The following is a 16,884-nucleotide window of genomic DNA, read 5'->3' as shown; positions in this document are numbered from 1 at the left end:
GCTGGGTCATCTCCTGACGTGCCGCCGATTCCTGCCTTGTGCCTCTGGGGAGAGTGTGGAGTGAAAATCGTTCATCTGTTCGCCGCGACCGCAATCGCGCTTGTGGCGGTTCCCGTCGTTGCCGCCGACACGGGCAGCTTCAGCCCGCAGCGCCTGTCGCAGCACATCCAGACGCTCGGGTCGGACGCTTACGAGGGCCGCGGCGTCAATACGCGCGCCGAGGTGAAGACCATCGACTACATCGTTGGCCAGTTCAAAGCGGCCGGGCTCCAGCCGGGCGGCGAAGTCGTGAATGGCCAGCGCCAATGGACGCAGCGCGTGCCGCTTCTGCAGTCCGAGATTGCCGGCGACCCAATGGTGACGATCCAGAATGCCGGCGGCGGCATGCGCCTCACTCAAGGCAATGAGATTTCGGTTCGTGCGCCGCAGAATGGTCAGAACCAAATCCGCATCGACAATGCGCCCCTCGTCTTCGTCGGCTACGGCGTGTCGGCGCCGGAGCGCAGCTGGGACGACTTCAAAGGCCAGGACGTGCGGGGCAAAGTAATCGTCGTGCTCGTCAACGATCCCGATTTCGAGGGAGGCGAAGGCGATTTCGGCGGCAAGGCGATGACCTATTACGGCCGCTGGACCTACAAGTATGAGGAAGCGGCGCGGCGCGGCGCTGCCGGCGTCATGATCGTCCACGAAACAGCGCCTGCCTCATACGGCTGGAACACGGTCAAGAACTCGAACACGAACGTCCAGTTCGACATCGTCCGGAAAGACCCTGCCGCCGCACACACTCCTTTCGAGACCTGGATCCAGCGCGATGTCGCGGTGGAATTGTTCCGCAAGGCCGGGCTCGATTTCGAGCAGGCCAAGCAGGCCGCCAAGCGCCGCGACTTCCAGCCGCTCGACCTCAAATCGACGGTTAGCGCGACTGCAAACGCCAAAGTCGAGACAATCACGTCGCACAATGTCGTCGGGCTGCTTCCTGGAAAGGCGCACCCGGACGAGACGGTGATCTATTCGGCGCATTGGGACCATCTCGGCATCGGCAAGCCGGATGCGAACGGCGACAACATCTACAATGGCGCGCTCGATAACGCGTCGGGCATCTCGCACTTGATCGAGCAGGCCCGCGCCTTCGCCAAGGGCCCGCGTCCCGACCGCTCGGTCGTCTTCCTTGCGGTCACCGCAGAAGAGAAAGGTCTCCTCGGCTCGGAATATTATGCGGCCAATCCGCTCTATCCGCTGAGCAAGACGGTGGGCGTCCTCAACACCGATTCGATGGGCCTGAACGGCCCGAGAAGAACTTCAGTATCTCGGGAACTGCCAAACTCGACCTGCTGGACGACCTGATCGCCGAAGGAAAGAAGCAGGGCCGCTATTTCACCGCCGATCCTCATCCTGAAAGCGGTGGCTTCTATCGCTCCGACCACTTCTCCTTTGCGAAGGCCGGCGTTCCGGCGATCAGCTTCAAAGCCGGCAACGATCTGGTGAACGGAGGAACGGCGCGCGGCGAGGCGATCGCTCGCGAATACACCGAGAAGCGTTATCACCAGCCGGACGACGAGTTTCAGTCGGTCTGGGACTTCCGCGGCCAGGCCGAGGACGCCCAGCTGCTTCACATGCTCGGTGAACGGCTCGCCAACTCGCGCGAATGGCCGAACTGGTCGTCTGACAGCGAATTCCGTGCAACCCGCGACCAGAGCGGGGCGGATCGCGCCGGAAGCGGCGGAGAACGCGGCTAAGAAACAAGCCTGCGCCGGGCTGGACCGTCCTCGGGATGAAACTTTCGGCGTCCATGCCCGGCAGACTTGAGCGTAGCCGCGCAGAGGAGTAGTTCGCGCTTTGTTCTAAATCAGGGAGAGCGGAAATGGCTGACCTCGTCTTCTACACCAATCCACAATCGCGCGGGCAGACGGTCCGCTGGATGCTGGAGGAGGTCGGCGCTCCCTACGACACGGAAATTCTCGACTACGCTTCGACCATGAAGGCCGAGCCCTATCTGTCGATCAACCCGATGGGAAAGGTTCCGGCGATCAAGCACAAGGGTAAGGTCGTCACCGAGGTTGCCGCAATCTGCTGCTATCTCGCCGACGCCTTCCCGGAGGCGAACCTGGCCCCACCGCCGTCCGATCGCGCGGATTACTATCGCTGGATATTCTTCACGTCGGGGCCAGTGGAAGCCGCCTTCAGCAACAAGGCAGCGGGATGGGAGCCGACGCCGGAGCGGCAACGCATGTTCGGCTACGGCAATTACGACCTAGCCATCAACACGCTGGAGAAGGCGCTGACGGGCCGCGAATATATCGCCGCTGACCACTTCACTGCCGCCGACCTTTTCGTCGGCGCCAACGTCAATTTCATGCTCGCCTTCAACCTGCTCGAGGCCCGACCGACCTTCGTCGATTATGCGCGGCGGATGACGGATCGCGACGCCTATCGCCGAGCCCGCGACATCGACAGCCAGCTGGTAGCCAAGGCCCAGCAGCCACAACCGGCTTAAGCGATGGACCCGCAGCTCAGGAAGGCCGCGATCGCTCTTTACGATCGCTTCACGCACGAGGGTTTCGACCGTCGTGTCTTCATGACGCGGATGGTCGCGCTTGCCGGAAGCGTGGCGGCCGCCGACGCGCTGATCGGCGCGATCGCCGCCTCCCCTGCTGCAGCGGCGATCGTGCCCGCAGACGACAAGAGACTTATCACGCGCACGAAAGACCTGGTCGGCGGGTACAAGGCATATGTTGCCGAGCCTCGGACCCGATCGCTGAAGGCGACGGTGCTCGTCATTCACGAAAATCGAGGCCTCAACGACTATGTCCGCGACGTGGCACGCCGCCTCGGCGTCGCCGGTTTCCGCGCGGTCGCGCCGGATTTTCTGTCGCTGTCGGCGGAACGCCTTCGAATGAGGACGCGGCGCGAGATGCCATTGGCAAGCTCAATCTAGACAAATCGGTCTCGGATGCGGTCGCCATGCTCGACGAGCTCGCCAAATCGAGCCGCGGCGGGAAGGTCGGCGCGGTCGGCTTCTGCTGGGCGGGGGTTTCGTGAACCGCCTCGCCGTCGCGGCCGGAGACAAGCTCGATGCCGGAGTGCCATTCTATGGCCCTGCCCCGGATCCGTCCGAAGCCTCGAAGGTGAAGGCTCCGCTGCTGATCCACGATGCGGGGCTGGACGAGCGAGTGAACCGCACGTCCTTCCCTTGGGTCGAGGCGCTGCGCGCGGCGGGCAAGCCGGTGAAGTTCTACCTCTATGACGGGGTGAACCACGCCTTCCACAACGACACGTCCGCGGAGCGGTACAACAAGGACGCTGCCGAACTGGCGTGGAAGCGGACGTTGGCCTTCTTCAAGCAGCATCTCGCCTAGCCCGGCGGCCTGCTGCTACGCGGAGCCATGGAGTTCCGCACCGAACGTCTTCTGCTGAGATCCGCCCGAGCGGACGATCTCAAAGGGCTGCACGCGATCCTCAGCGATCCGCGAGCCATGGCCTATTGGTCGTCGCCTCCGCATCAGAAATTGGATCAGACGCGCGACTGGCTCGCCTCGATGATCGCCATTCAGCCTTCGGAGGGCGAGGACTTCATCGTGGAGTTTGAAGGTCAGTTGATCGGCAAGGCCGGACTTTGGCGCTTTCCCGAGATCGGATTCATCTTCCATCCCGAGCATTGGGGACGCGGCTTCGCGCGGGAAGCGCTCGCGCCCGTGCTCGACCGTGCCTTTAGCGTTCATGGCCTGCCCAAGGTCGACGCCGATGTCGACCCGCGAAACGGCAGTTCGCTGAAGCTGCTTGGCCGACTGGGCTTTCACGAGACCGGACGGAAGGAACGCACATGGCTGATCGCGGACCAGTGGTGCGACAGCATCTATCTCGAGCTGGACGCCGGCGGCTGGCGCCAACGCCGCCCGTGAAAAAGGGCCGGCGGTTTCCCGCCGGCCCCTCTTATTTCTCGCTGCGAGCGATGCCTTAGCGGCGGTCGCCCATGAACTGCAGCAGGAACGTGAACATGTTCACGAAGTCGAGATAGAGGTTCAGCGCCCCCATGATCACGACCTTGCCCATCATGTCGGTACCCGCGACGTAGGCGTACATGCTCTTGATCTTCTGCGTGTCGTAGGCGGTCAGGCCCGCGAACAGCAGCACACCGATCGCGCTGATCGCCAACTGCATCGCAGGCGACTGTAGGAACAGGTTGATCAGCATCGCGACCAGAAGGCCGACAACGCCCATGATCAGGAACGTGCCGAAACCGCTGAGATCCTTCTTGGTCGTGTAACCGTAGAGGCTGAGGCCGAGGAAGGCCGCGGCCACCGCGAAGAAGGTCTGCGCGATCGATGTTCCGGTATAGGCGATGAAGATCGTCGACATCGACAGTCCCATCACCGTGGCGAACGCCCAGAACAGCAACTGCAGCGTGCCGGTCGAGATCCGATTGATGCCGAAGCTCATGACCATGACGAAGGCCAGCGGCGACAGCGTGATGATCCAGCCGAGGCCGCTGAGGCCACGACCGCTCGCGCTGACGAGAACGTCCGCAGCATAAGGTGCGAACAGCAGGGCGACGATGCCGGTCAGCAGCACGCCCGAGGCCATGTAGTTGTAAACTGACAGCATGTAGGACCGGAGCCCAGCGTCGCGGGCCGCGCGCGGAACACCAACCGTTGCGGTGGTATTCACGCCGGTCGTCGTGCGTGGGTCAAACTGGTTCTGCATTCTCTCTCCTATCGGACGGGCTAAGGGCCCGTGCTCCCGAAACGAATATCGTGGATACTAGAAGGGCTTTCAAGCGAAACCGGACAGATTGAACAACCGTTCATCTGGATGAAAGGAAGCAATGCACCGGTTGTTCGTAGCTATCCGGCCGCCCGAAGACGCCCGTGACCTGCTGATCGACGCGATGGACGACAGTCCTGCGCTGCGCTGGGTTGGCGACGAGCAACTTCATTTGACGTTACGGTTTATTGGAGAAGTCGAGCGTCCGGTGGCGAACGACATCGCCGCCGCACTTGATCGCGTTCGCTCGTCGAACTTCCAGATCCGCATCAGCAGCACCGGCAAATTCGAGAAGCGGAACGGCGGCGCTTTGTGGGCGGGTATCGAACCGAAAACGCCGGTTGTCGGCCTCGCCGCCAAGGTCGAGCGCGCGCTTCAGCAGGTCGGGCTGGAACCGGAGCATCGAGTTTTCTTGCCACACATCACGCTCGCACGCTGGAACCGCCGCAACTCGGAAGCGGTGGATGCCTTCCTGCGACGCACTTCCGACCTGCATTCGGAGCCCTTCGACGTCGACCGCTTCATCCTTTTCGAAAGCAAGCTGTCACGGCACGGCCCGCATTATGAGGAGGTGGCCGACTTCGCCCTGCTTTGAGCCATCACGAGATGATCATGAAAACATCGGCAGATCATCATCGTGGTCAGGCCGCGACCGCTATACCTCTCGAACTTCCGCATTGCGGGAGGACGAAATGGAAATTCGAGGTGCAACGAAGCTGTTCGCGGCCTCTGCCGCCTTGGCACTCAGCGCGTGCGGTGGCGGTGGCACCGGCACCGCGTTCCGGCCGGAGCCGACGCCGCTTCCTCCGCCGCCACCGCCTCCGCCGCCCCAGGCAGAGGCTGTCACGATCTTCACCAATCCAACGCCGCAGGATTACGCATCCGTCGGGGTCTGGTCCAACATCGGCGACCTCTCCACCCCTCCCTACGACGTTCAATTCACGGGGATAACGAGCGCGGAATCCAGTCAGCCGAAAATTCGCTACACAGCGGACGGTTTTTATGAAGTGCAGCTGCCCGGTGATGGATTCTCCCGGCTGATTCACGACGACTCCATCACCAATCCGACCTCCGGCAACACCGTCTTCGAGCTGCAATCGCAGATGAACCGGTCGTTCGTCATCACCGGTTCCCGAAACAGCGGCTACCGCTACTCGGAGATGGCGAAGTGGGCCCGGCCTGACCTGGACTTTGCTCAGACGGTCGACATGGGCTTCGTTGCTTTCGGAACGCCCACTCCCGCGGATGGTGTTCCCGTCACCGGCGCCGCAAGTTTCCAGGGTCAGATCCTCGGTGCGACAGACCTCCCGGCTACATCCTGCGACTGCGGTTTTCCTATCGCCGTCGAAGGAACGGTCGCGCTGAATTTCGACTTTGGCGCTGGAACGCTCGGCGGCTCCATGTCGATGGCCCTGAGTAGCGGATGGGGCCCGGTGCCAGTCGGCGACTACAACTTCGTCCAGACCGTTTTCTCACCTGGAAGCACATCCTATTCCGGTCGCTTCGACACCAGCCTGTCCGGCAACAACTTCTTCCTCGGCCGGTTCACGGGACCGAGCGCGGAGGAAACCATTGGCGCTTGGGCGGTCCCATTCAATTTTCAGGACGGCACTCATCAGGCGATCGGCGCGTGGATCGCCAAAAGGGGCAGTGATGACGAGCAGGTCAAATCGCTGGATGTTCGCAGCAGCCGCGGGACTCGCCTTGTCGGCGTGCGGAGGCAGCGGTGGTGGCGGAACGAGTGTTGCGTCCACGCCTACCCCACCGCCTCCGCCTCCGCCTCCACCAACACCGCCGCCGGTCAGGATCTTCGCCAACCCAGCGCCAATCGAATATGCGTCGGTCGGAGCCTCGGTCGCTGGCCCGGGCGGCAACCTCGACACCTACGACAGCAAGACCGCGACGTTCGGACCGATCTCGACCAACGACGGCGACCAGGCGCACATCCGGTACAACGCGGGCGGCTATTACGAGATCGAGCTTCCGGGCGCCGGCTGGGACCAACTTGTCCACTACAAGGGCATCGTCGGCCCGACGTCGGACAACAATTACTTCCAGCCGCAAGACGTCGCGATGAACCTCGCGTTCCTGGTAACTACGAGCGCGAGGGATCGGGGCTTCACTTATTCTGAGCTCGGAAGCTGGGGCTCGTCCGCGGCCTCGCGCTGGGGTTACGTCGCGTTCGGCATCCCGACCCCCGAAGGCGCCGTCCCAACGACGGGCTCTGCAACCTTTCAAGGCTATTCCGCAGGTAGCACGGACATCATGGTCGCCGACAATCTTTACGGCGGCTATTTCCCGCTCAACGTAGACGGGACCGTCGAGCTGAACTTCAACTTCGGTGCGGGGACTCTCGGCGGTTCGATGACCCTCTCGCTACCCGACGGCATGAATCCCGTGGAGATCGGGACCTGGGCGTTCCGGGACACGGTCTATTCCGCGGGAAGCACGACATATTCGGGCAGATTCGACACCAATGCCCTTGGCCAGAACTTCTTCCTCGGAAGATTCACGGGTCCGTCTGCCGAGGAGACGATCGGCGCCTGGGCGTTGCCGTTCGTGTTCGACAGGGGCGGCGAGTCCGTTACCCCGGACGGCCAGACCCACCAGGCCTTCGGCGCCTGGATCGCCAAGCGGGGCAATTGAGGCCTGCCCGTGGAACCCTGGCTTGAACTCGCCGGTGCGGTCGCGGCCTTGGCAGCGCCAGCGGCTCCGGCCGGGGCCCCGCGCACGATCCGGCTCAACATGGAACAGGTCTTTTCGCTGGCGGATGCGGCGCAGGAACGGGGAGACATTCGCGTTGCGGAGGCAGCATACGAAGCGCTCGCGCACGATCCGAACAAGCAGGTCCGCGCCGAGGCCCTGTTCCGGCACGCCAAATTGCTGGCCAAGGCTGGGCAGTTGGAAAGCGCGGCAACCCTGTTCCGGACGCTCCTGGACGAGCGCCCGGACGCCATCGGCGCGCGGCTGGAACTCGCGCGCGCGCTCGACCTAATGGGGACAAGGACGCTGCCTGGCGCGAACTACGCTCGGCTCAGGCATCAGGGCTGCCATCGAGGGTCGCTCGTCTCGTCGACCGATATTCGGATGCTCTGCGCAGCGCTCGCCCGATGGGCGCAAGCCTCGAGATCACGATTGCTCCCGACAGCAACATCAGTCGGTCAACCCGGTCGGACACGCTCGGGACAGTTCTCGGCGACTTCGAGATCGATGACGACAGCAAAGCCAAGTCCGGACTCGGACTCGCGCTACGGGGCAAGCCTACCGCCGGTTCGGCCTCGGCGAGGGATCAAGCATATTGGTTCGCGCGAGCGGGTTCGCAGACCTCTACAAGAAGTCGGAATTCAACGACATTGCGCTCGACGTGGCGGCCGGGCCCGAGTTCCTTGCCGGCCGAAGCCGCGTCCAGCTGGAGCTTGGCGCTACCCAGCGATGGTTCGGGCAGGACCCGTATCTCCGCTCCGCACGGGTGAAGGGAACCTGGACCCTACCGGTAGATGGTCGAAGCCAGTTGCGGATCGGAGCGAGCGCGACGCTCAACAACAATCAGCAGAACGATCTGCAGGACGGCAAGCGCTTCTCGGGCGAGATCGCATTCGAACGCGCCTTGTCCGCGTCCATGGGCGCCGCGCTCAGTTTGTCCGCCGACCGGGAGGTTGCGAGGGACCCCGCATACTCCACGCGCGGCTGGCGAGCGGGCGTGATGGCGTGGCGCGACATTGGCCGAACGACATTTACGGCAGGAGTGGATTTCGGCCGGCTTCGGGCAGACGATCGCCTCGCGCTCTTCCCCGATAAGCGCAGCGACCGTTACTATCGGTTGAGTCTGGGCGCGACCCTGCGCCAGTTTACCTTCGCCGGCTTCGCTCCGGTCACGCGGCTGGTGATCGAACGGAATCACAGCACGATCGAATTTCACGATTTCAAGCGCACTCGGACGGAGTTCGGAGTGGTTCGTCCGTTCTAGCCGACCCTATCGCTTGATCCTGCGCGCCGCGACCGCGACTGCAACGCAAACGCCGGTCGGCACGATCCAGTCGAGCCATGGATCGGGCTTCTGCCAAACGCGTAAATCGAGCCCGCCCCACCAAGGCATGTTCGCGCGCAGCCCTCCGCCGAACTGCTCGATCCAGCGATACTCCGCTTGGGCGATCTCCCTCGAAAGGAACCAGGTGAATGCCGCTGCGGTGCCAGCGGTCCAACTTCCTGAAATAAATCTCACAATGAGTTGGATCAGGATCGCGACGATTATATGATCGATCATTCCTCAAATACTCGAACTCAGATCGGTACAGTGTTCAGTTCGGCCCGAATATTACCAGAACAATTAGAATCGGATGCTGGATCACTTCCTAAGGAAGCGATGGGCCCGATCAAAGTCGTCGCACTACCCGCACCTCCCGCGCGAGCCGGATCTCAATGGTGGCGTGCGCCGTTCTGGGTCCTGGCTTTGCTCACCGGGCAAAGAGCTTCGCGGACAATCCGATCCTCGGTTCGCAGCGACTGAATGCCTCCGGACTGCATGTTTGGCGTCTCAAGCTGGCGCATGCTCTGGCCCGCTCGCGCCGTGCGCGCCTCGCCCAACGCCTTCCGGCCGACTGGAAGGAACAGTTCGACCGAAACGGTTTCGTCGTCGTGCGCGACTTCCTTCCGCCTCGCCTGCTCGAGGAAATTCAGACGGAATTGCTCGATCCCAGGCTGGAATGCCGCAGCCAGCAGCAGGGCGACACTGTCACTACGCGCATCCCGATCGGGCCGCGCGTTTTGCGCCGCCTGCCAGGCCTCGCCGCTGTCCTGGACAGCGCGAATTGGAAGGGCCTTATGGCCTACGTGGCGAGCACCCGAAGCACGCCGCTTTACTATCTCCAGGCGATTGCCGGGGGCGTTTCCGACGGCCCGCCGGACCCGCAGCTTCAGCTGCATTCAGACACGTTCCAGCCCTCGCTCAAAGCCTGGATATTCCTCACCGACGTGCCGGAGGACGGACGCCCGTTGACCTACGTCGCGGGCTCGCACCGCCTCTCGGACGAGCGGATCTCATGGGAACACCGAAAAAGCGTCGAGGTCCTGAAGACCGGCGATCGTCTTTCGCAACGCGGATCGTTCCGAATTTCGCCAGAAGAACTGCCTGAGCTCGGACTTCCCCAGCCGACGCATTTCAGCGTCCCCGCGAACACCTTGGTGGCGGTCGATACCTGCGGATTCCACGCACGCGCCTCGTCGGACCGGCCTACCCTGCGTATCGAGATCTGGGCATACAGCAGGCGTTCACCATTCCTCCCGTGGACGGGGCTGGACCTGCTTTCATGGAAGCCGATCGCCATGCGCCGCGCCGAGTGGTTGCAGAAGATCGTGGATTGGATGGACCGGCGCGGCTGGGCGAAGCAGCACTGGCAGTCCGCAGGTCGTTGGCCTCTATAGCCTAAAGGAAAAGGAAGCGCGCGGCCGACGATGCTCGACCGCGCACTCCCCTCGGCAGTCGGGGAACGAGCTGCCGATCACCAGATCCGGACGCGCTTGTCCGGGGCGATGTAAAACTTTGAATCCGGCCCGATACCGAATGCCGCGTACCAGGCGTCGAGGTTCCGCAACGGCCCGATGATGCGATATCGCCGCGGGCTGTGCGGATCGGACGCGACTTGCGTCTTGATTGACTCGTCGCGTTGTTCGCCGCGCCATCCCTGCGCGTATGCCAGGAAAAAGCGCTGGTCACCGGTGAGGCCGTCGATAACCGGCGGCTCCCTGCCGTTCAGCGACATCTTGTACGCCAGGTGCGCGACTTCCAGCCCCGACATGTCGCCGATGTTCTCGCCCATCGTCAGGTCGCCGTTGATGAAGACGCCAGGAGCCGCTTCGTAAGAGGCGTATTGCTTACCCAGCTCCGTCGTGAGCGCCTTGAACCGCTCGGCATCCGCTTTCGTCCACCAGTCCCGGACCGCGCCATTCTCGTCGATCTTGCGGCCTTGGTCGTCGAAGCCATGCATGATCTCGTGACCGATCACCGAGCCGATGGCGCCGTAGTTGACGGCGGCGTCCGCCGTCGGATCGAACAGCGGCGGCTGGAGGATTCCGGCCGGGAAGACGATCTTGTTCTCGAGCCCGCCGTTATAGGCATTAACGGTCGCGGGGCTCATGGCCCACTTCTTCCGGTCGACCGGCTTGCCGAGGTCCGCGAGCTGATACTCCCACTCAAATGCTGAGCTACGCTTCACGTTGCCGTAAAGGTCGTCGGGCCGCATTTCGAGCTTCGAATAGTCTCGGAATTTCTCGGGATAACCGACCATCACGTCCATCTTGGCCAGCTTTTTCAGCGCCGCCTGCTTGGTCGACTCCTCCATCCAGCTGTTGGCCTTGATGCGCTCGGCGGCAGCCAGCTTCAGGTTCTGGACGAGCTGCTCCATCATCGCCTTCGACTGCGCCGGGAAATACCGCTCGACATAGGTCTGGCCGAGAAGCTCGCCGAGGCGGCCGTCGACCTGGTCGATGCCGCGGCGCCAGCGTGGCCGAAGCTCCTTCGCGCCGGTCAGCACCTTCGAGAACTCGAAATTGCTGTCGACGAACCTCTTGGAGAGATAGGGCGCGGCCTGGCTCGCAACCTTGAAGCGCTGCCAGGTCTTGAGCGTCTCAAGCGGAGTCTTCGCGTAGAGGGCTGCCAGCGCCTTGATCGCGGTGTTGTCGGCGACGAGGATCTTCGGCGCCATCGTCTCGGACTCGGTCAAATACCGGTTCCAGTCGATCCCCGGCGCGTACGCAGCCAGCTGAGCCGGGGTCATCGGGTTGTTCAGCTTGTCGATGTCGCGAAGATCGGCCTGGCTCCACGAAAACTTCGCTATTTCCGTCTCGAAGGCCATGATCTGGTCGGCCTTGGCGGACGTATCGGCCGTGCCGACCAGGCCGAGAGTCCGCTCGATGTAAGCGCGATAGGCGTCGCGCTGCGGCTTGTACTTGTCCAGCAGATAATAATCGCGGTCCGGCAGGCCCATTCCGGACGTTCCAACGGCGAGGATGTTGATCGTTGGATTGTCGAGATCCGGGATGACCTGCAGGGTGAACAAGGTCGATCCGAAGTCCTTGACCGTCGACGCCATGAAGCTTCGGAACTGATCCTTGTTCTGGATCGCGTCAACGCGGGCGAGGTCGGTCTGCAGAGGCTTCATGTCGAGTTGCTCGAGCAGCGCCTCGTTCATGTAGCTCTTGTAAAAGGCGCCGAGCTGGCTGTCGGCTGGGGCGCCCATGACGATCTCGCGCAGCTGCTCCTGGTTGCGATCGCTCATCTCGGAGCCGATGCTGTTCGACGACTTGTCGGCAGGAATGTCGGTCTCGTCCATCCACTTGCCCGCGGCGTAGCGCTGGAAGTCGTCGCCCGGCTTCACCGAGAGATCGCGGGTCGAGAGGTCGACGCCCCAAGTGCCGAAGTGAACGCGCGCCGATCCTGCCATTTCGGTTGTGGATACGGCGGATGCCGGCGGTTGAGCCGACGCGGAAACCGCTCCGACGGCGCTGCACGCGAGCAGCATCGCGCAAAGACGCGGCGCACGGCGAGAAGAACGGAGAATCATGACTTGCCCCCAAACGCTTGATTTGATTGGAGCTAGTTCTCCACTCGAGCGCGGAGCCGCCACCCGCCGTCGACAAAGGTGCGGCTGGCGTCGATGAGTTGCGGAATCCATCCGCCGCACCCACATTCGGATAAGCCGCGTTGACCATCAGCGGTGGCTCGTTTAACCAGAACATAAACGGAACGAAAACCGGCTGATGCTGACCCATATTTCCGTCCGCGGCGCGCGGGAGCACAATCTGAAGGCAGTCGACGTGGACATCCCGCGCGAGAGCCTGACGGTCATCACCGGCCTCTCCGGCTCGGGCAAATCCTCGCTCGCGTTCGACACCATTTACGCCGAAGGCCAGCGTCGTTACGTCGAGTCCCTATCGGCATACGCCCGCCAGTTCCTGGAGATGATGCAGAAGCCGGACGTCGAGCATATTGACGGCCTGTCGCCCGCCATTTCGATCGAGCAAAAGACGACGTCGCGCAACCCGCGCTCGACGGTCGCAACGGTCACCGAGATCTACGACTACATGCGCTTGCTCTGGGCGCGCGTTGGCATTCCCTATTCGCCGGCGACCGGCCTCCCGATCGAGGCGCAGCAGGTCAGCCAGATGGTCGATCGCGTGATGTCGCTGCCCCACGGCAGCCGCCATTACTTGCTCGCGCCCGTCGTCCGCGGCCGCAAGGGCGAGTACCGCAAGGAGCTCGCCGAATGGCAGAAGGCGGGCTTCACCCGCGTCCGCATCGACGGTGAGTTCCACGACATCGAGGACGCGCCGGCGCTCGACAAGAAGTACAAGCACGACATCGAAATCGTCGTCGACCGCATCGTCGTCCGCGAAGGCATCGAGCCGCGCCTCGCCGACAGCTTCGAGACCGCGCTGAAGCTCGCCGAGGGCCTTGCCTATCTCGACCCGGCCGACCCGCCGGCCGAGCCCGAGCAGCAGTCGGGCATGAAGCTCGACTACGGCGCCCCCGGCCGCATCCTCTTTTCCGAGAAGTTCGCCTGCCCGGTCAGCGGCTTCACCATCGCCGAGATCGAGCCGCGCCTGTTCAGCTTCAACGCACCGCAGGGCGCCTGCCCCGCCTGCGACGGCCTCGGCGAGAAGCTGATCTTCGACGAGGACCTCGTCGTCCCCAACCACGCGCTCTCGATCAAGAAGGGCGCGGTCGTCCCCTGGGCAAAGTCTAATCCGCCCTCGCCCTATTACATGCAGGTGCTGAGCTCGCTCGCACGCGCCTACGACTTCGACCTCGAAACGCCCTGGGGCCAGCTTCCGGAGGAGGCGCAGGACGTCATTCTCCACGGCACCAAGGGCCGCGCCGTCACCCTCCGCTTCGTCGACGGCCGCAAGTCCTACGAGGTGAAGAAGCCGTTCGAAGGCGTCATCGGCAACCTCAATCGCCGGATGCTGCAGACCGAATCCACCTGGATGCGCGAGGAGCTCAGCCGCTACCAGGCCAGCCGCCCGTGCGAGGTCTGCCAAGGCGCCCGCCTCAAGCCCGAGGCGCTCAGCGTGAAGATCGCCGGCGAGGACATCTCCCTCTCCTCACGCCGCTCCGTTGCCGACGCTTTCGCCTGGTTTGGCAGCCTCGAGGACAAGCTCAGCCCAGTCCAGCGGGAAATCGCGCACGTTATTCTGAAGGAGATCAACGCGCGCCTCGGCTTCCTCCACAATGTCGGCCTCGACTATCTCCACCTCGACCGCACGTCGGGCACGCTCTCAGGCGGCGAGAGCCAGCGCATCCGCCTCGCGTCGCAGATCGGGTCCGGCCTCTCGGGCGTCCTCTACGTCCTCGATGAACCATCGATCGGCCTTCACCAGAAGGACAACGACCGCCTCCTCGAAACGCTGAAGCGCCTTCGCGGCCTCGGCAACACCGTGCTTGTCGTCGAGCATGACGAGGACGCGATCCGCCACGCCGACCATGTCATCGACATGGGCCCGGGCGCCGGAGTCCATGGCGGCCAAATCGTCTGCCAGGGAACGCTCGAAGAGCTTCTCGCCTGCACCACCAGCATCACCGCCGACTATTTGAGCGGCCGCCGCGAAATCCCGCTCCCGAAGAAGCGCCTCAAGGGCACCGGCAAGTTCGTCACCGTGAAGGGCGCCCGCGCCAACAACCTCCAGGACGTGACAGCGAAGTTCCCGCTCGGCACCTTCACCTGCGTCACCGGCGTCAGCGGCTCGGGCAAGTCCTCGCTGACCATCGACACGCTCTACGCCGGCGCCGCCCGCGTTCTGAACGGTGCGCGCATCGTCTGCGGCCCGTGCGACGGCATCGACGGCCTCGCCAACCTCGACAAGGTCATCGACATCGACCAGTCGCCGATCGGCCGCACCCCGCGGTCCAACCCGGCGACCTACACCGGCGCCTTCACCCAGATCCGCGACTGGTTCGCCGGTCTGCCGGAAAGCCAGGCGCGCGGCTACAAGCCCGGCCGCTTCAGCTTCAACGTCAAGGGCGGCCGCTGCGAGAAATGCACCGGCGACGGCCTGCTGAAAATCGAGATGCACTTCCTGCCCGACGTCTACGTCACCTGCGACGTCTGCCACGGCGCCCGCTACAACCGCGAGACGCTGGAGGTGAAGTTCAAGGGCAAGTCGATCGCCGACGTCCTCGACATGACGGTCGAGGATGCGGTCGAATTCTTCAAGGCCGTCCCCGGCATCCGCGACAAGATGCGCATGCTTCAGGAAGTCGGCCTCGGCTACATCAAGGTCGGGCAGCAGGCGACGACCTTGTCCGGCGGCGAGGCGCAGCGCGTGAAGCTGTCGAAGGAATTGTCGCGGCGGGCCACCGGCAAGACGCTCTACATCCTCGACGAGCCCACCACCGGCCTGCATTTCGAGGACGTGCGTAAGCTTCTGGAGGTGCTCCACCGCCTGGTCGAGACCGGCAACACAGTCGTCGTGATCGAGCACAACCTCGACGTCATCAAGACCGCCGACCACGTGATCGACCTTGGCCCTGGCGGAGGCGTGAATGGCGGGAAGATTGTGGTTGAGGGAACGCCGGAAGCGATCGCCGCGAGCGCGAACTCATTCACGGGCCAGTATTTGAAGCCGCTATTGGAACGCGCGAGCGTGAAGCCAGAAGTGGTTGAGAGCGCGCCGAAGAAGACGAAGCGGAAGACGGCGAAGGCGTTAGCGGATGAGGATCAGCCGGATTTGATTGCGGCGAAGTGAGAACCGCTGCCAGTTAGTCGAATGCAGAGTTGTCATTGGTCGTCAGTGCACGAACCAAGTCATCGAATATGGTATCGGCGCCCCAAGCTTGTGCGGCCGTAAATGCGACTTTGCGCCGCTCTTCACTGGTGAGGTCTCGGACTGGTTTGTAAACCAAATCGTGGTGAGCTTCAGACCAGCTTCGCTTCCTGACGCCCCTCGCTGCTTGGTTTAGACTGTTCGCTCGCATGCCGACCGGCGTTCAATGGCTCTACGCACTGGTTCGCATCTGCTACGGCAAAAGCGCTCGCCTGCGCTCGGCATTTCGTGTCAGGGGAAGGAGACGATGAAGCTCATGATCGCGCTTGTCGCGCTGGCTGCGGCCACGTCCTGCTCACCGGCAAAGGAAGAAGCGCCCGCTGCGCCCTCAGCGACGGCAGAGCTTCGCGCGGCCGAAGCGAGGCTGATTGCCCATCTCCAGGGCAATGACCCGATGGCCTGGGTCGGCGACTATACGAAGGACGCCGTGTTCCAGGAAGGTGATGGAGCGCCGGTCACCGGCCGCGCCGAGCTCACGGAGGTCGCGCGCACGCTCGGCCCGCTTCACGACACCGCGATCAAGCCCATCCGCACCGAAATCCAGGGCAACCTCGCCTACGTCCAGATCCGCGCCCGCTACGCCGCCGGCAACGACCAGCCGACCTGGTATCGCGGCGTCATGATCTGGCGGAAGGAAGCCGACGGCCAGTGGCGCATGCTCCACGAAATGCTCGTGAGAGACCGCCCGGCACGGGAGTAAATCCCGGGAGGTGAGCTTCGGTCAGTTTCGCTTCCGGACGCGTCGCAGCGCGGCTCAGATCGTAGCGAGGTTTACGGCGTTGGGCATACCGTTGGTGTGGTGCACATCGTACGACAGGCGCTGGCCTGCCCGCGGCGGAGCTACGTGGGTCCAGGACCCCGTGCCTTGCGCGAACCGGAGAGCCTCGCCACCGGTTTCGGGAATGATGAAGCCGTGACCGGTTTTCTCGTCAAACGACTTGACGGTTCCAAAATATTTCATGGGAAAATGTCCTGATTGCCGAAACATTCCCGATTGAACGTCCCGTGGTCTGAAGGACAAGACAGCTTATCCAATCATTTGGATGCGTACTTATCAACAGATTACGAGGATGATATAAGGCATCTCGTACAGATTTACTAGTTATCTCTGAACGAACATGGATGAATTATATTGCGAGTTTGCTTGAATTTATTTTGGGATTGCCACTTGTCATTTGCCGAATAGAAGTCCATTTACGTGTGGCTACCAGTCGCAATCGACGGTTTTTGGCGCTAAGTCGCACCTTCCTCCCTCTTTAACGTCTCCTAGCAGGCACCGCGCCAATTTTGGCGTGTGCCCACAAA

Annotated in this window: 15 protein-coding genes and 2 pseudogenes; 12 read left to right on the top strand and 5 right to left on the bottom strand. The window is 62.9% G+C overall.

What is annotated here, in order from left to right:
• The first annotated feature begins 354 nt into the window (after nt 1-354).
• From H9L14_RS17300 to H9L14_RS04060, 5 genes and pseudogenes are all read left to right on the top strand, one after another.
• Nucleotides 355-1,736 (top strand): annotated as a pseudogene (locus H9L14_RS17300) (M28 family metallopeptidase).
• Between the two features lie 125 nt (nt 1,737-1,861).
• Nucleotides 1,862-2,494 (top strand): glutathione S-transferase family protein, encoded by a 633-nt coding sequence (locus tag H9L14_RS04070; RefSeq protein ID WP_187709328.1) that lies wholly within the window; start codon nt 1,862-1,864, stop codon nt 2,492-2,494.
• Between the two features lie 3 nt (nt 2,495-2,497).
• On the top strand, nt 2,498-2,935 hold the full coding sequence (locus H9L14_RS15555) for a dienelactone hydrolase family protein (RefSeq protein ID WP_246444430.1): 438 nt from the start codon (nt 2,498-2,500) through the stop codon (nt 2,933-2,935).
• Between the two features lie 100 nt (nt 2,936-3,035).
• Nucleotides 3,036-3,356 carry a dienelactone hydrolase family protein gene (locus H9L14_RS15550; protein ID WP_246444428.1) on the top strand — a complete coding sequence of 107 codons (321 nt, stop codon included), beginning with the start codon at nt 3,036-3,038 and terminating at the stop codon, nt 3,354-3,356.
• 27 nt (nt 3,357-3,383) lie between these two features.
• A complete protein-coding gene (locus tag H9L14_RS04060; protein ID WP_187709327.1) occupies nt 3,384-3,899 on the top strand; it encodes a GNAT family N-acetyltransferase in 516 nt (171 codons plus the stop codon).
• 55 nt (nt 3,900-3,954) lie between these two features.
• On the opposite strand, the gene H9L14_RS04055 is transcribed toward H9L14_RS04060, so the two are convergent.
• Nucleotides 3,955-4,701, bottom strand: coding sequence for a Bax inhibitor-1/YccA family protein (locus H9L14_RS04055; RefSeq protein ID WP_187709326.1), 747 nt, complete (start codon nt 4,699-4,701; stop codon nt 3,955-3,957).
• Nucleotides 4,702-4,822: 121 nt separating this feature from the next.
• Between H9L14_RS04055 and thpR the strand changes: the two genes are divergently transcribed.
• On the top strand, nt 4,823-5,356 hold the full coding sequence (thpR, locus tag H9L14_RS04050; protein WP_187709325.1) for an RNA 2',3'-cyclic phosphodiesterase: 534 nt from the start codon (nt 4,823-4,825) through the stop codon (nt 5,354-5,356).
• A 60-nt stretch (nt 5,357-5,416) separates the two neighbouring features.
• On the opposite strand, the gene H9L14_RS04045 is transcribed toward thpR, so the two are convergent.
• A complete protein-coding gene (locus H9L14_RS04045) occupies nt 5,417-5,617 on the bottom strand; it encodes a hypothetical protein (RefSeq protein WP_187709324.1) in 201 nt (66 codons plus the stop codon).
• Nucleotides 5,618-6,414: 797 nt separating this feature from the next.
• Between H9L14_RS04045 and H9L14_RS04040 the strand changes: the two genes are divergently transcribed.
• The 3 genes and pseudogenes from H9L14_RS04040 (at nt 6,415) to H9L14_RS14950 (ending at nt 8,728) form a co-directional block, all read left to right on the top strand.
• Nucleotides 6,415-7,407, top strand: coding sequence for a HupA family protein (locus tag H9L14_RS04040; protein ID WP_187709323.1), 993 nt, complete (start codon nt 6,415-6,417; stop codon nt 7,405-7,407).
• Between the two features lie 99 nt (nt 7,408-7,506).
• Nucleotides 7,507-7,692 (top strand): annotated as a pseudogene (locus tag H9L14_RS17295) (surface lipoprotein assembly modifier); the annotation flags it as partial.
• Between the two features lie 367 nt (nt 7,693-8,059).
• Nucleotides 8,060-8,728: a surface lipoprotein assembly modifier gene (locus H9L14_RS14950; RefSeq protein WP_222949913.1), complete on the top strand. Its 669-nt coding sequence runs from the start codon at nt 8,060-8,062 to the stop codon at nt 8,726-8,728.
• A gap of 6 nt (nt 8,729-8,734) precedes the next feature.
• Here the strand turns inward: H9L14_RS14950 and H9L14_RS04030 are convergent, their stop codons facing one another.
• Nucleotides 8,735-9,025 (bottom strand): hypothetical protein, encoded by a 291-nt coding sequence (locus H9L14_RS04030; protein WP_187709321.1) that lies wholly within the window; start codon nt 9,023-9,025, stop codon nt 8,735-8,737.
• Nucleotides 9,026-9,180: 155 nt separating this feature from the next.
• On the opposite strand from H9L14_RS04030, the gene H9L14_RS04025 reads away from it, so the two are divergent.
• On the top strand, nt 9,181-10,182 hold the full coding sequence (locus H9L14_RS04025; protein WP_187709320.1) for a phytanoyl-CoA dioxygenase family protein: 1,002 nt from the start codon (nt 9,181-9,183) through the stop codon (nt 10,180-10,182).
• Nucleotides 10,183-10,259: 77 nt separating this feature from the next.
• On the opposite strand, the gene H9L14_RS04020 is transcribed toward H9L14_RS04025, so the two are convergent.
• Nucleotides 10,260-12,320, bottom strand: a complete 2,061-nt coding sequence (locus H9L14_RS04020; protein WP_246444426.1) for a M13 family metallopeptidase — start codon at nt 12,318-12,320, stop codon at nt 10,260-10,262.
• 196 nt (nt 12,321-12,516) lie between these two features.
• On the opposite strand from H9L14_RS04020, the gene uvrA reads away from it, so the two are divergent.
• Both uvrA and H9L14_RS04010 read left to right on the top strand, forming a co-directional pair.
• A complete protein-coding gene (gene uvrA / locus H9L14_RS04015) occupies nt 12,517-15,501 on the top strand; it encodes an excinuclease ABC subunit UvrA (protein ID WP_187709319.1) in 2,985 nt (994 codons plus the stop codon).
• Between the two features lie 325 nt (nt 15,502-15,826).
• Entirely contained in the window at nt 15,827-16,279 is a 453-nt protein-coding gene (locus tag H9L14_RS04010) for a YybH family protein (RefSeq protein ID WP_187709318.1), read from the top strand.
• A 54-nt stretch (nt 16,280-16,333) separates the two neighbouring features.
• Here H9L14_RS04010 and H9L14_RS04005 read toward each other — a convergent pair whose 3' ends face one another.
• Nucleotides 16,334-16,540 (bottom strand): cold-shock protein, encoded by a 207-nt coding sequence (locus H9L14_RS04005; protein WP_187709317.1) that lies wholly within the window; start codon nt 16,538-16,540, stop codon nt 16,334-16,336.
• Between the last annotated feature and the right edge of the window lie 344 nt (nt 16,541-16,884).

This window comes from Sphingomonas sediminicola, from assembly GCF_014489515.1.
GTDB lineage: Bacteria > Pseudomonadota > Alphaproteobacteria > Sphingomonadales > Sphingomonadaceae > Sphingomicrobium > Sphingomicrobium sediminicola.
This window is presented reverse-complemented; position numbering and strand designations above follow the sequence as displayed.

Excerpts from the sequence above, each read along its gene's own strand:
- H9L14_RS04070 (WP_187709328.1), top strand. The coding sequence starts at position 1,862 with ATGGCTGACCTCGTCTTCTACACCAATCCACAATCGCGCGGGCAGACG.
- H9L14_RS15555 (WP_246444430.1), top strand. The coding sequence starts at position 2,498 with ATGGACCCGCAGCTCAGGAAGGCCGCGATCGCTCTTTACGATCGCTTC.
- H9L14_RS04060 (WP_187709327.1), top strand. The coding sequence starts at position 3,384 with ATGGAGTTCCGCACCGAACGTCTTCTGCTGAGATCCGCCCGAGCGGAC.
- H9L14_RS04055 (WP_187709326.1), bottom strand. The coding sequence starts at position 4,701 with ATGCAGAACCAGTTTGACCCACGCACGACGACCGGCGTGAATACCACC.
- thpR (WP_187709325.1), top strand. The coding sequence starts at position 4,823 with ATGCACCGGTTGTTCGTAGCTATCCGGCCGCCCGAAGACGCCCGTGAC.
- H9L14_RS04040 (WP_187709323.1), top strand. The coding sequence starts at position 6,415 with ATGACGAGCAGGTCAAATCGCTGGATGTTCGCAGCAGCCGCGGGACTC.
- H9L14_RS04030 (WP_187709321.1), bottom strand. The coding sequence starts at position 9,025 with ATGATCGATCATATAATCGTCGCGATCCTGATCCAACTCATTGTGAGA.
- H9L14_RS04025 (WP_187709320.1), top strand. The coding sequence starts at position 9,181 with ATGGTGGCGTGCGCCGTTCTGGGTCCTGGCTTTGCTCACCGGGCAAAG.
- H9L14_RS04020 (WP_246444426.1), bottom strand. The coding sequence starts at position 12,320 with ATGATTCTCCGTTCTTCTCGCCGTGCGCCGCGTCTTTGCGCGATGCTG.
- uvrA (WP_187709319.1), top strand. The coding sequence starts at position 12,517 with ATGCTGACCCATATTTCCGTCCGCGGCGCGCGGGAGCACAATCTGAAG.
- H9L14_RS04010 (WP_187709318.1), top strand. The coding sequence starts at position 15,827 with ATGAAGCTCATGATCGCGCTTGTCGCGCTGGCTGCGGCCACGTCCTGC.
- H9L14_RS04005 (WP_187709317.1), bottom strand. The coding sequence starts at position 16,540 with ATGAAATATTTTGGAACCGTCAAGTCGTTTGACGAGAAAACCGGTCAC.